Annotated in this window: 5 protein-coding genes; 4 read left to right on the plus strand and 1 reads right to left on the minus strand. The window is 64.1% G+C overall.

From position 1 onward, the window contains the following. Window positions 1-51 precede the first annotated feature (51 nt). Together WKV53_RS20650 and WKV53_RS20655 are read left to right on the plus strand one after the other, a co-directional pair. The gene (locus tag WKV53_RS20650) at window positions 52-12,201 is read left to right on the plus strand and encodes a choice-of-anchor Q domain-containing protein (RefSeq protein ID WP_341406696.1); all 12,150 of its coding nucleotides are present in this window, start codon (window positions 52-54) and stop codon (window positions 12,199-12,201) included. A gap of 31 nt (window positions 12,202-12,232) precedes the next feature. Continuing rightward, window positions 12,233-13,312, plus strand: coding sequence for a hypothetical protein (locus WKV53_RS20655; RefSeq protein ID WP_341406697.1), 1,080 nt, complete (start codon window positions 12,233-12,235; stop codon window positions 13,310-13,312). On the opposite strand, the gene WKV53_RS20660 is transcribed toward WKV53_RS20655, so the two are convergent. Beyond that, complete coding sequence (locus tag WKV53_RS20660) at window positions 13,304-13,891, minus strand: TetR/AcrR family transcriptional regulator (protein ID WP_341406698.1); 588 nt, start codon at window positions 13,889-13,891, stop codon at window positions 13,304-13,306. The genes WKV53_RS20655 and WKV53_RS20660 overlap by 9 nt on opposite strands. 184 nt (window positions 13,892-14,075) lie before the next feature. Here WKV53_RS20660 and WKV53_RS20665 point away from each other — a divergent pair, with 184 nt between their 5' ends. Together WKV53_RS20665 and WKV53_RS20670 are read left to right on the plus strand one after the other, a co-directional pair. Further along, window positions 14,076-14,666, plus strand: a complete 591-nt coding sequence (locus WKV53_RS20665) for an FMN-dependent NADH-azoreductase (protein ID WP_341406699.1) — start codon at window positions 14,076-14,078, stop codon at window positions 14,664-14,666. Window positions 14,667-14,823: 157 nt separating this feature from the next. After that, window positions 14,824-15,279 (plus strand): thiol-disulfide oxidoreductase DCC family protein, encoded by a 456-nt coding sequence (locus WKV53_RS20670; RefSeq protein ID WP_341406700.1) that lies wholly within the window; start codon window positions 14,824-14,826, stop codon window positions 15,277-15,279.

Consider the following 15,279-nt stretch of genomic DNA (forward strand, 5'->3'; position numbering starts at 1 on the left):
GCCTGGCACCCATCTCTTTTCCTGTTCGCTTCACCCTTTCGAATTACCGACATGTTCCGGTCCCTCCCCATCGCGGTTGCCGCGTTTTCGCTGCTTGGCGGATCCATGCAGCGGCTCGCCGCCCAAACTCCTGACGTCAAAGCGACGCTGACGGACACGACGCCGGCGGCGACCAAGAAGAATCCGGGAGATGCCATCAATTACCGGGTCACGGTCACGAATGCCGCGACCGCCACGGGAAATGCCAACAATCCGATAGTCAGCCTGCCGACGCCCGCGGGGACCACCATCGTGGCGGGATCGGTGAACATGTCGCCCCTGGTGTTCGATGAGAGTTACAATACGCTCCCGAACACGCAACTGGTCATCGACTCCAGCCACGGCGTGGCGTGGAACGACGTCGACGACAAGGGTTCGCTGACAGTGGTGAATGCAACCCGACTGGACGGCACCGGGACCACCAACGCGAATCCGGGGACGCTGGTGGTCGCTGGGAATGGAAGTTTCACCTACACTCCGGGTGTGGGTGCGACGGGTTCCGAGCGCTTCCAGTATTACCTGAGGGACAGCGACAATGTCCTGAGCGTCTCGCCGGGGATCGTGACCTTCTCCCTTACCGGTCCACGGATCTGGTTTGTCCAGGCCGGGGCTGCTGCGGGAGGAAACGGCCAGAGCCAGTCGCCTTTCAATACGCCGGCGGCTGCTTCCACGGCGGCGACGGGGACGGACATGATCTATGTGCTCGGGAGTGCCAGCCCCTTGAATGGTCAGTCCACCTTGGAAGATGGCCAGGAACTGCGCGGGCAGGGTGTGGAACTCAGCGTGGCGACCGGCCATCCCTCCTTTCCCGCTTCGCCCCCACTCGTGATCTTCCCGGCGACGACAGCACCGGTGCTGACGAATACGGGCGGAGACATCGTTAGCCTCGCGGCGGGCTCCGCCACCAAGACGATTTCGGGAGTGAACCTGGGCACTCGCACCGGCTCGGCCATTACGGGTTCGGGGTTCGGCACCTTGGCGGTGGGCAGCTTGGTTTCCACGAGCGGCTCGGGACAGGTATTGGGACTCACCAATGGAGCCCTCGGCGGCACGTTTGCATCTCTTTCGACCACTTCGGCGGGTACGGCGATCGGCCTGACGACCATCACCGGTTCGCTCAATGCGACCACGGTAAGCATGACCGGTGTCACCGGTGACCTCTTCAACATCAATGGCGGCACCGTGACGCTCGGTCTCCCGGCCAACTACGCCTTCAGCGGCACCACTGGAACGGGTCGCTCCCTGAACATCAGCAACCGCGGCGCGGGTGGCAACCTCACCTTCAATAACAAGATCATCAACACCGGCGCCGGCATCCTGCTGGACAACAATGACGCCGCAACGATCACCTTCCGCAGCCTGAACCTCACCACCGCCACGAACACGGCGTTCAGCGCCATCAACGGCGGCACGGTGGTGGTCACCAACGCTCTGACCGACGGCATCGACAACGATGGCGACGGCACTACCGACGAAGCTGACGAGGCGAACATCATCACGACGACCACCGGGACCGCGCTCAACGTCACGGGCACGAACATCGGGGCCGGTGGAATGACCTTCAGGAGCATCTCGGCAGGCACGGCTGCTTCCGGGCCGGCGAATGGCATCGTCCTGAACACCACCGGCAACAGCGGCGGCCTGACCGTGACCGGCGACGGCGGTGGGTCGAACAACGGTTCGGGCGGAACGATCCAGAGGACGTCCGGAGCCGGTCTGAGCTTCACCTCTGCTTCGAATGTGAGCCTGGGTTACATGAATATCCAGGACTCCGCTGACGACGGGATCAGCGGCACGTCCGTCACCGGGTTCACCATGAACCGGTGCAACGTCACCAACAACGGCAACGCCGTGAACGAGGATGGCGTCGATTTCGGAGGCTCGGGAACCGTCACGCCGAACGGATTGTTCGGATCGGCCAACGTCACCAACTCCTCTTTCACCGGGAACTACTACAACCAGTTCACCGTGCGGAACAGCAGCGGCACCGTCGGCCTGGCGGTCACCGGATGCACCTTCAACGGCAGGGCTGCGGAGAACAATAACAACGACGGCCTGTTCCTCGAGGTGCTGTCGTCGGCCACCATCACGGCGAATGCGCAGAGTTCGTCCTTCTCCGCAAACAAAGGCGACCATTTCCAAGCGTCCGCCTCCAACAGCGGCAACCTCAACGTCACATTCAAGTCGAACACCCTCACGGGCGGCCACTCCAGCGCCCTGGGACAAGGCATCACCATCAATGCGGCCACTGGCCTGGCATTTGGTGGCTACACCGGCACCGTCAACTACGACATCGACGGCAATACGATCAATGGGTCCATCCTGAGCGCGATCACGGTCAACCTGGGAACCTCGAATCCACCGGCGTTGTTCAACGGATTCATCCGCAACAACGTGATCGGCACCACGGGCCAGACGAACTCCGGATCCACCCAGGGATACGGCATCGCTTGGGACGCTCATGGCAAGGGCACGCACACCTCGTCGGTAACCGGCAACACCGTCCGCGAAGCCTTTGACCGCGGCATGGGCGTGCTCATCAACGACGGCAGCCCGGTCGTCAATCTCACCATCACCGGCAACAACCTCAGGCCCACGGCGAACGATCCGAACGGATCGCGGGAGGCCATCGAGTTCAACATTGCCTCCACCAGCACGAACGTCTTCGGCGAAGTGGATGCGCCCACGACGCGGGTGAACCTTTCGGGCAATACGCTGGTCGGCGGCGCGTCCAAGAATGGCGACATTCGCATGCGCCAGCGCTTCCGTTCACGGGTCGAGATGCCTTCCTTCAACAACGGTGGCGATCCGTTCAACACCGCCAATGTCATCAGCTTCCTCCAGACCAACAATGCCCCGGCGACTGCCACGGCCACAGCGAGCAATGATGCTTCCGTCACCACCGATGGCTATTTCGGCGGCCCGGTGTCTACACCGGGATCGGTGCCGCTGCCGCTACTGTTCGCTCCTGCCGAAACGGCGAGCGTGATGCCGGTTGAGCCGCAATCGACAGACACGGTGGCGTTGGCCGAGCCGGTGGTGCAGACGACCACGGAGGACGTTCCTGCTCCGGCACCGCGGCAAGAGATCGAACCCATCACCCAAGCGGAACTGGATCGCATGGTCGCCTTGGCGCGCGAGCGTTGGGAAGCAGCGGGCCTGAGCGGGGAGCAAACCGCCGCTCTCGATGGGCTGACCTTTGAAGTGACCGACCTGCCGGGTTGGCACTTGGGCGAGGCCGGCGGAAAGAAGGTGCGTATCGACCGTGATGCGGGTGGCAACGGATGGTTCGTGGACAGCACGCCCGCCGAAGACAGCGAGTTCACCAGCGAAGGTGGACGACTGATGGCGAAGGCGGGATCGGAGGTCCGGAGCGATGTGACCGGACGCGTGGACCTTCTGACGACCGTCTTGCATGAGATGGGTCACACGATCGGTCTCTGCGATGCCTATGTCGGCGAGCAGCGGAACGGCGTGATGTATGGCTTCCTGACCAAGGGAGAGCGCCGCTTGCCGAAAAAGGGCGAGGCTGCGGGAGCGGTACCGCATGACCATGAGACGCCGCATTATCTGGATGCCCCGCTCGGCCTGCCGGTGGGATACCAGAACCTGCCACCGGGCAAGGGATTCCGGATCTACTATCAGGTGACGGTCAACAACCCGCTCACCGTGGCACCGATCTCGAGCCAGGGAACCGTGACCGGAGGCAACTTTGCCCCGGTGACCACCGATGACGTGGTGAACGATACGGATGCTCCTGCGGGTCCCGCGGATCCGACCGTGACCCTCATCGAGCGGCCGGACACGACGGTTGCTTCGATCAACCGCACCAGCGCCAATCCGAACAACACCACCAGCATGAGCTGGCAGGTTGTCTTCGCTGCTCCGGTCAATGGACTGACGGCTTCCAACTTTTCCCTGGCCACCACCGGCACGGTCAGCGGCGCCACCATCGGTGCTCCGGTGCCTGCCAGTGCCGAGCAGCCTCCCGGCGGCTATTACACCACCTGGAACGTCACGGTGACCGGCGTGGCTGGCGACGGCTCCTTGGGACTGAACCTGGCAAACGATACCGGTCTGCTACACGACATCACCAACAAGCCGTTCACCGGTCAGGTCTACACCATCGACAAGACGCCACCGACGGTAGCCTTCTCTTCCGCCGCGGCCAATCCCACGAACGTTTCGCCGATCCCGGTGACGGTGACCTTCAGCGAAAACGTGACCGGCTTTATCGCCGGTGACATCACTCCCGGCAACGCCACCGTGGCCAACTTCGCGGGCTCGGGTAATATTTACACCTTCGACCTGGTGCCAGCCGGCCAAGGCGCGGTCACTGCGGACATCGCGGCAAGCGTGGCCCAAGATTCCGCGACGAATAACAACACCGCCGCGGCGCAGTTCATCCGGAACTACGATAGCGTCGTGCCGACGGTGGCGATGACTTCCGCCACGGGCAACCCGGCCCCCAATGCCGCCATTCCTGTCAGCGTCAACTTCAGCGAGAGCGTGACCGGCTTTGTCGCCGCCGACATTACCCCGGGCAACGCCACCGTGGCCAACTTCGGAGGAACGGGCGCAAACTATACCTTCAATCTGGTGCCAAGCGCTCCGGGAGTCACCGCCACCGCGGACATCGCGGCGGGCGTGGCGCAGGATGCGGCTAGCAACTCCAACACCGCGGCGACGCAATTCAGCCGCACCATCCTGGACGCGGTTTCCATCGCCGCCACGACCGCCACCGCCGTGGAAGGCGGAGCGACGGGCCTCTACACCTTCACCCGCGGTGCCAGCTCGGGCGACGTGACGGTGAACTTCCAGTTGGATGCCTCCAGCACCGCTGTGGCGGGAACGGACTTCACCTTGTCTTCTACCCAGGCGCTGACGTTTAACAACGCCTCCGGCGCGGGCACCCTCGTGATCCCGGATGGATCGCTGACCGCGACAGTCACGCTCACGGCCCTGACGGAAAGTCTGAATGCCGCGGAAGTCGCGGAGACCGCCAGGCTGAATGTCGCTTCCGGCACGGGTTACATTCCTGCTTCCTCGCCGGGCAATAACGCTACCGTGACGATAGCGGCCAATGGCTTCGTGGTCGTAAACACCAACGACAGCGGCGCGGGTTCGCTGCGGCAGGCAATCGCCAACGCCAATGCCATCGCCGGAGCGGATACGATCACCTTCGAGGGTTCGACATTCTCCGACGCCACCCAACCGGACTTCATCGATCTGGCGTCGATGCTGCCGTCCCTTTCCCAGCAGCTCCGGATTGTCGGTCCTGGTTCGGCCAAGCTCGTGATCCGTCGCCCGGCCGCGGCCGGTCCGTATAGCCTGATGCAGCTCTTCCCGGGTGCCAATGCGTCGATTTCGGGACTGACCTTCTCCGGCGGGGATGGCGGTATCGCCAACTTGGGCACGCTGCGCTTGGAAGACTGCGTGATCTCCGGGAACTCCTCGTCCACCTATGGAGGAATCCTGAACAATGGCACGCTGGTCGTGTTGAACTCGACCATCGCCAACAACGCTTCGCCTTCGGGGGTCGGTGGCGGGATCTACAGCATCGCAGGCAGTTCGCTGACGGTCGTGAATTCGACGTTGTCGGGGAACACCTCCCTGAACGGCGGCGGGGCCATTGCGATCGTGTCCGGCGCGACGGTGGTGATTTCGAATTCCACGATCTCCGGCAACACCGCCGGAGGCTCCGGAGCGGGCATCCTGAGTTCAGGCACTCTCACGGTGATCAACTCCACCATCACCGGCAATGCTTCGACTGGCGACGGTGGCGGCATTGCGAGCTCTGGCTCGAGCAGCTTCACGTTGAAAAACTCGATTGTTGCGGGAAATACCGCGACCGGAACGGGAGCCGACATCCAGACGTTCAGCGCTGGCCATTTGCTGGTGAGCAACGGTGCCAATTTCATCGGCTCCGCGACCGGAGCCAATGGAATCTCAGGAACGGACAAGACCTTCGCTTCGACGAGCACGACTTTGGGCAATTTGCTCAGCCCTCTGGCTAACAACGGAGGCCCCACTCAGACCCACTCGTTGCCCAGCGGCAGCCCGGCGATCAACGGCGGCACGAATGCCGACCTCCCGGCGGATACGCTCGACCTCGACGGTGACTCGAACACGACCGAACCGATTCCTTTCGACCAGCGTGGCACCGGTTTCGTCCGCGCCATCGGCTCGGTCGATATGGGAGCCTTCGAGCTTCAGAAGTCGGTCTCCATCGCCGCCGATCTTGCCAGTGCCAATGAAGGCAACGGCGCGGGCACAACGGACTTCACCTTCACGGTCACCCGCAGCGGTGGCACCACCGGACCGGTGACGATCGACTACGCAGTGACCGGCAGCGGTGGAAATCCCGCCGACGCGGCAGACTTCGGCGGCACCCTGCCCTCGGGCCAAGTGACGATCGCCGATGGCAGCGATCACATCGCGGTGACCATTCCCGTCAGCAAGGATTCGGTCCGCGAGTCGAATGAAGGATTCCAGGTCACATTGAGCAATCCCACCGACGGCTACGTTGTTTCCGGCACTTCCGCGACGAGCACGATCACCAACGACGACTTCGAGGCGGATCTCGCCATCACCAAGACCGACGGTGTGACCACCGCGACTCCGGGTGGTTCGGTGACCTACACGATCACCGCTTCCAATGCGGGTCCCGACCCGGTGGTCGGAGCCGCGGTGGCGGATACCTTCCCGGCCTCGCTTACCGCGACTTGGACGGCAGTTGGTGCCGGTGGCGGCACGGCGACGGCCTCCGGTTCCGGAAACATCAATGACACGGTGAACCTGCCGGTTGGCGGCTCGGTGACCTACACCGTATCGGCCACGATCTCTCCGGCCGCCACGGGCACGCTGAGCAACACGGCAACGGTTTCCACATCCGCAGGGGTGACCGATCCGACTCCGGGCAACAACAGCGCGACCGACACCGACACGCTCAACCCGCAGGCCGATCTTTCGATCACCAAGACCGACGGCGTGACCACGGCGACTCCGGGTGGCAGCGTGACCTACACGATCACCGCTTCCAATGCCGGTCCGAGCAATGCAGTCGCCACGGTCGCGGACACCTTCCCAGCCTCGCTCACGGCAACTTGGACCGCCGTCGGCGCGGGTGGCGGCACGGCCACGGCTTCCGGCTCTGGAAACATCAATGACACCGTGAACCTGCCTGCGGGTGGCTCGGTGACGTACACCGTGTCGGCCACGATCTCCCCGTCGGCTACTGGCACGCTTTCCAACACCGCAACGGTCAGCTCCGTCGTGACCGACCCGACTCCGGGGAACAATAGCGCGACTGATACCGACACGCTTACCCCGTCGGCCAACCTCTCGATCACCAAGACCGACGGTGTGACCACCGCGACTCCGGGCGGCAGCGTGACCTACACGATCACCGCCTCCAATGCCGGTCCGAGCAATGCAGTCGCCACGGTGGCAGATACCTTGCCGGCATCGCTCACTGCGACTTGGACCGCAGTCGGTGCGGGCGGCGGCACCGCCACGGCCTCCGGCTCTGGAAACATCAATGACACGGTGAACCTGCCGGCAGGCGGCTCGGTGACCTACACCGTGTCGGCCACGATCTCCGCGGCAGCCACTGGCACGCTCTCCAACACCGCGACGGTTAGCTCCGCAGTGACCGATCCGGTTCCGGGCAACAATAGCGCGACCGATAGCGACACGCTTACCCCGCAGGCCAACCTCTCGATCACCAAGACCGACGGCGTGACTACCGCGACGCCAGGCGGATCGGTGACCTACACGATCACTGCTTCCAATGCCGGCCCGAGCAACGCGGTCGCGACCGTGGCAGACACCTTGCCGGCGTCGCTCACCGCGACGTGGACCGCAGTGGGTGCAGGCGGCGGCACAGCCACGGCCTCCGGTTCCGGAAACATCAACGACACGGTGAACCTGCCGGTCGGCGGCTCGGTGACTTACACCGTATCGGCCACGATCTCTGCTGCGGCGACGGGAACGCTTTCCAACACCGCGACGGTTACCTCCGCGGTGACCGATCCGACTCCGGGGAACAATAGCGCGACGGACACCGACACCCTCACGCCGCAGGCAAACCTCTCGATCACCAAGACCGACGGCGTGACCACCGCAACGCCAGGCGGATCGGTAACCTACACCATCACTGCCTCGAACGCCGGTCCGAGCAACGTGACCGGTGCCACCGTGGCGGATACCCTGCCGGCATCTCTCACCGCGACTTGGACCGCGGTGGGTGCAGGTGGCGGCACGGCCACGGCCTCCGGTTCCGGAAACATCAATGACACGGTGAACCTGCCGGCAGGCGGATCGGTGACCTACACCGTGACGGCCACGATTTCCCCAGCAGCCACCGGCACGCTGAGCAATACCGCGACGGTTAGCTCCGCAGTGAACGATCCAACTCCAGCGAACAACAGCGCGACCGACACCGACACGCTCACGCCGCGCGCCGATCTCACGATCACCAAGACCGACGGCGTGACCACCGCCGTTCCGGGTGGCAGCGTGACCTACACGATCACCGCTTCGAACGCCGGCCCGAGCAATGTGACCGGTGCCACCGTGGCGGATACTCTTCCGGCCTCGCTCACCGGCACGTGGACGGCAGTCGGTGCCGGTGGCGGAACCGCCACGGCCTCCGGTTCTGGAAACATCAACGACACCGTGAACCTGCCCGCGGGCGGATCGGTGACCTACACGGTCACGGCCACGATCTCTCCGTCGGCCACGGGAACGCTGAGTAACACGGCAACGGTGAGCTCTGCGGTGACCGATCCAACTCCGGGGAACAACAGCGCGACGGACACCGACACGCTTACACCTCAGGCCAACCTCTCGATCACCAAGACCGACGGCGTGACCACGGCCATCCCCGGCGGCAGCGTGACCTACACGATCACCGCTTCGAACGCCGGCCCGAGCAATGTCACCGGTGCGACCGTGGCAGACACCTTGCCCGCATCGCTGACCGCCACATGGACGGCAGTCGGTGCAGGCGGTGGCACGGCCACGGCCTCTGGTTCCGGAAACATCAACGATACGGTGAACCTACCCGCAGGGGCTTCGGTGACCTACACCGTGTCGGCCACGATCTCCGCATCGGCCACCGGCACGCTGTCCAATACCGCGACGGTTTCCGCACCCGAAGGCGTCACCGATCCATCTCCGGCGAACAACAGCGCGACCGACAGCGACACGCTCACGCCGCGGGCGAACCTCGCCATCACCAAGACCGATAAAGTGACCACCGCGACTCCGGGCGGATCGGTAACCTACACGATTGTTGCGACCAATGCCGGCCCCAGCAATGCGACCGGTGCGACCGTGGCGGACACCTTGCCCGCGTCGCTCACCGCAACTTGGACTGCATTCGGCGCAGGTGGCGGAACCGCCACGGCTTCCGGTTCCGGAAACATCAACGACACGGTGAACCTTCCGGTGGGTGGCTCTGTGACCTACACGGTGACAGCCGCGATCTCTCCTGCGGCCTCGGGCACGCTGAGCAATACGGCAACGGTTAGTGCGCCTGCCGGTGTGACCGACCCGACCCCGGCGGACAACAGTGCGACCGACAGCGACACCCTCGACGCGCAGGCTGACCTCTCGATCACCAAGACCGACGGCGTGACCACCGCGACTCCGGGCGGCAGCGTGACCTACACGATCACCGCCTCGAATGCCGGTCCGAGCAATGCGAGCGCGGTGAGCGTGAGCGACGTCCTGCCAGCCTCCATTTCCGGAGCCACCTGGACAGGTGCAGGCGCGGGTGGTGGAACGGGCCCTGCCAACGGCTCGGGCAATATCAGCGTCTCCAACATCAGCCTGCCAGCGGGTGGTTCCTTCACCTTCACCGTGACCGCGCCGATTTCGGCCGCTGCCACTGGAACCCTGGTCAACACCGCGACCGTCAGCTCCGCTGCCACGGATCCAAATCCGGCGAACAACAGCGCGACGGATACCGACACGCTCGCGCCGCAGGCGAACCTGGCGATCACCAAGACCGACGGCGTCACCTCCGCCATTCCGGGAACTCAGGTGACCTACACGATCACCGCCTCCAACTCCGGTCCGAGCAATTCGCCAGGTTCGACCGTGGCCGACACGCTGCCCGCCACCATCACCGGCGTCACTTGGACGGCAGTGGGTGCAGGCGGTGGCACCGCGACGGCCTCCGGTTCCGGAAACATCAATGACACCGTGAACCTGCCCGCAGGTGGTTCGGTGACTTACACGGTGACCGGCACGATCTCGTCCACCGCCACCGGAACCTTGGCCAATACCGCCACCGTGGCCACGCCTGCCGGAGTGACCGACCCGACCCCGGGCAACAACAGCGCGACCGATACCGACACGCTCACGCCGCAAGCCAATCTCGCGCTGACGATGACCGATGCGCCGGATCCGGTGAATGCGCTTGGCAATCTGACCTATACCATCGGTCTCACGAACATCGGCCCGAGTGCCTCAGCCTCGCCGCAGGTCGTCCTGCCGCTGCCAGCGGGCACCACCTTCGCGTCGGCCTCCGCGCCAGCCGGTTGGTCGACCAGCTCACCGGCAGTCGGGGCGACTGGCACCGTCACCTTCACCGCCTCGTCCATCGCGAGCGCGGGAACCGCCTCCTTCACGGTGGTGGCCAAGGTGGACATCAACATCGTCAACGACTCGATCCTGACCGCCACCTCCACGGCTTCCTCTGCCACGGCCGATCCGACGCCTGGCAACAACACCGCGACCACCACCACGCAGGCCAAGAGCGGCGCGGATGTGGAGCTGACGCTGACCGATAGCCCGGATCCGGTGAATGCCGGCACCAACCTGACCTACACGATCGGTGCCACGAACCACGGCCCGCTGGCTGCGGACAATGTTTCGATCAACCAGGCCCTGCCCGCGGGAACGACCTTCGTCTCGCTGAACGTGCCAGCCGCTTGGAGCGCGACCACACCTGCAGTGGGATCGGCCGGGACAGTCTCGATCACCCGGGCATCGTTCGCCAATGCCGCCACCGGCACTTTCACGCTGGTGGTCAAGGTCGCTTCCAATGTCGCGAACGCCACCGTCCTCAGCAGCACCGCCGCGGTGAGCTCGACCACGGTCGATATCGTGCCAGGCAACAACAGCGTCACGGCCACCACCACGGTTTCGACACAGGCGAACCTGGCGGTTGCGATCGTCGCCTCTCCGACCACCGCGCCGAAGGGATCCAACGTGACCTTCTCGGTGGGCCTTTCCAACCAGGGTCCGAGCGACGCCGCATCGACCGTGGTATCACTGCCGGTGCCGGCCAATATGACCTTCGCTTCCGCTTCCGCTCCGGCGGGCTGGACGACCACCGCACCGGCTGTCGGGGCCACGGGCACGGTGACCTTCTCCGCGACCTCCCTCGCGACGGGTGGAACTGCTGACTTCACGGTCGTTGCCAAGGTGAACACCAATGCCCCGACGGGCACGGTGCTCTCCGCCACGGTGACCACCAGCTCGGCGGCCAGCGATCCGCAGACGGCGAACAACTCGGCCACCGCCACCGCAGCCGTGGGAACGGTCCTGCCGACCGTGGTCCAGCCGATCACCACCGGCATCGCGCTCAATTCGCAGTCCGGATTGTTCGAGGTGAACGTCAACGTGACCAACACCACGCCGAATGCGATCAATGGCTTCCGTCTGCACGTCGACTACGCCTCCTACAAGGCGGCCTACCCGAGCCTGCGCCTCTTCAATGCGAGCAGCCCGGCCAATGCCCAGGATGTCTACGTGGACTACCCGTTCCCGGTCGCGATCGATGGCGCGGTCACGATGAAGCTGTCGTTCTACACCAGCACGCGCACCTTCCCGTCGCCATTCGCACCGCAGCTCTCGGTGGAAATCCTGCCGAGCTCGCAACTGCCCGGCACCGATGGCGCCGGCGTGCAGCCGCGGGTGGTCGGGTTTACCAATGGCAGCCTGCTGCTGGAGTTCCCGTCGGTCACCGGCAAGTGGTATCGCGTCAAATACAGCTCGGATCTGGTCCACTGGCAGGATTGCCCGGTTCCGCTGCAGGCGGGCTCCACCCGGATGCAGTGGATCGATTCCGGCCCGCCCTTCACCGATGTGCCGCCGTCCCAGGTGCCCAACCGCTATTACCGCGTCAACGAGATTGCCGCCCCCTGAACCCCGCCACCGACTGAAAATCGCGATCCTCATGAACGCACGCGTCTCATTGCTCTCGACGGCCCTTCTCGGTGCCGCGGCCACGTCATTGCTGGCGGGCGAACCTTCCGCGGTGGAGGGAATCACGACCGCCCCATCGGCGCCCCAGCGCTGGAGAGTCGGCCTCGGCTACGCGCCGCTGCTGGGTCTCAAGGCGGAGTTCTCCGGCCTCGGCCGCTTCGGCAGTAGCTTCGCTCCGCAGCCGCTAGGCGGCGGGCAGGACTACAACTACGACGATGGCTATGTCCACAGGGACTCGTCCGGCAACGCCGGCGGGCAAACGTGGAACTGGGGCTACGACAATGCCTCCCAGATCGATACTTCGGGCGACGGCTCGGTCTCGTACACGCTGAGCCGGAGCACCGGCAACGCGAGCGCCGAGGAACGCGACGACGCCATGACCGGAGTCGAGGCATTCGGCTACTACGACATGGGAGACGTGAAGATCCCGGGGCTCTCGCTTCCCGGGGCCAAGTGGGGATTCCGTGTCGGCGTCCACTACGCCCACATCGATATCTCGAATGGCGACAATCTCCGGTCCGGCACCTCCGTGCTCACCGACCGGTTCAGCCTGGGCGGCACCATTCCTCCGCTTGCCCCCTATGAGGGATCCTTCGATGGCCCGGGTCCGCTGATCTCCGACTCTCCGGATCGCAGCATCGCGCCGGGCGGGTTCGCGCTGGTGTCCGGGTCACGCGAACTGGATGTCCATCTCACCACGCTCAGCCTCGGCAGCTTCGTGGAAATCCCGCTCGCTCAGAAAGCCAGCCTCACGCTTGAAGGTGGCTTCAATGCCGCGCTCGCTTCGGGATCGTATGACTACCTGTCGAATACCACGATTGCCAACGTCGGCACCCTCCGCAGTGCGGGCAGCGATTCCGATACTTCGATCCTGCCGGGCGTCTACCTCGGCTTGAGCGGTATCTATCAGGTCACCGACAGCTGGGCGATCCAGGCGGCCGGCCGCTACCAGTACATGGACAACTTCGATCTGGGGGCGAACGGCTCGTCGGCGAACCTCTCGTTCGACTCCGCGTTCATCCTTTCGCTCGGGATGCTCCATTCATTCTGACCGGGCGACGCTCGCGCAGACTGGCGTCGCGGGTGCTTTCCCATCCAGGAATAGCCCGCCGGCTACCAGGGGTTGCACCGCGTCGGCGAGTTCCTCGGCGGTGATCGGGCGGGTACGGCTCCATTCCATGACGGTGCCGCAGATCGCCCAGGTGGCCGCGGTGGCGCGGAGCTCCGCGTCGGTGCGGGAGGTGACCCTGGTGCTGTGCTCCAAGCCCGTCAGCAGGAAGGCCCTCACGACTCCGCGGACAGCGGTTTCGACCATCGGCTCGAAGAGACCCCGATGAGCCGAGCAGCCGCCGCCCACGTTTCCGAAGAAGTCGCTGACCGCGAGGATCAGCTGTCGCAAGGCGGCGGGACAGCCACCGGACGAACCTGCCATCCGGGCTTCGAGCAGGGTACGGAACTTCTCTTCGATCAGCGCCTCGAGCAGCGCGAACTTGTCCTTGTAGTGGAGGTAGATCGTGCCGCGGTTGAGCGTCGATCGCTCGGCGATGTCCTGCATCGAGATCGCCTCGAATCCCTTCTCCGCAAGCAGCTCCTGCAAGGCCTGGAATAGCAGGGCACGGGTCCGCTTCACGCGTGGATCCAGTTCCCGGCCTTCTTGCATCGACGGGCAGGGTACTCGCGGACCCCTGAAAGGCAACAAGGGTCGCTAAATAGACATTTGTTCATTTTCCAGGTTGCGCGTGGCTAAAGTCGGTTTAATGAACAAATGTCGTTTAAAGAACAAAGGTTCAAATACCACTCACCACTTGCTCATCATGAAACTGCTCCACATCGATTCCAGCATCACGGGCAATGCCTCCGTCAGCCGCCTCCTGACCGCGGAACTCGTTCAAAATCAGAAATCCTTGCACCCAGGTCTCGAGGTCGTTTACCGCGATCTGGCGGCGACTCCTCTCCAGCATCTTTCGGGGAATCACCTTGCGGCTGCTCACGGCGGCGACGGTGCCGGGGCGGATTTGGCGGAGGGAGCGGCGATTCTGGAGGAGTTTCTGGCCGCGGACATCGTGGTGATCGGGGCTCCGATGTACAATTTCTCCGTCCCGAGCCAGCTGAAGGCCTGGATCGACCGTCTGGCGGTTCAGGGAAAAACCTTCCGGTATTCGGAGAAGGGGGCGGAGGGCTTGGCAGGGGGCAAAAAGGTATGGATCGCCTCGTCCCGTGGCGCCTCATTCGCCGGTGGGCCCTTGCAAGCGCTCGATCACCAGGAGAGCTACCTGCAGGCCTTCCTCGGCTTCCTTGGAATCACCGAGATCAAGGTCATCCGCGCCGAGAACCTGGGTCGCACCGACCAGCGCGAGAAATCGATCGAAGCCGCACGCAGCGAGATCGCCGCGCTGGCAGCCTGACCAAGCGTTGCCCGAGTGGCGGGTATCTTCGAAGCCGGCGGAGAGTTCATCTCCCGCCGGCTTTTGTATTTTTCAGGGCTAAGGGCATTTCGATTTCAGATTCCTCTTGTTATTACAGAAGTTTCAGTAAATACTGAAAACAACGAAAGGAGACACGATGGAACTGCCGGACACGATCGAAGGAATTGAGGTTTTCTATGATGGCCGCTGTGGGATGTGCTGCACCTTCCATGAGTGGGTCGCCCGCCAGCCGCGGGCATTCCGGATTGGATTCGTTCCCTACCAATCGCCGGATGCGGAGAAAGTGTTCCCGGGTTTAGGCGCGCTGGACCCGGCGCGGGAGATGGTGGTGAGGACGAGTGAAGGAGAGATCTTCCGGGGAGCGCAGGCTTGGGTGTGGTGCCTCTACAGCTGCGCGAATCATCAGGAAGCCGCCCGCCGCTTGGGAGGAAAGCACCTGCTACCGGTTGCCGTTCATGCCTGCCACGTCCTCGCGGCGAATCGCCATTCGCTAAGCAAGGTCTTCTTCCGGAAGAAGGACCAGCAGGTTCGGAAGGAACTGCACCGGATGGAGACGGTCGTCTGCGCGGATGGCTACTGCGTGACGAAGTGA

The organism is Luteolibacter sp. Y139, from assembly GCF_038066715.1.
Classification (GTDB): domain Bacteria; phylum Verrucomicrobiota; class Verrucomicrobiia; order Verrucomicrobiales; family Akkermansiaceae; genus Haloferula; species Haloferula soli.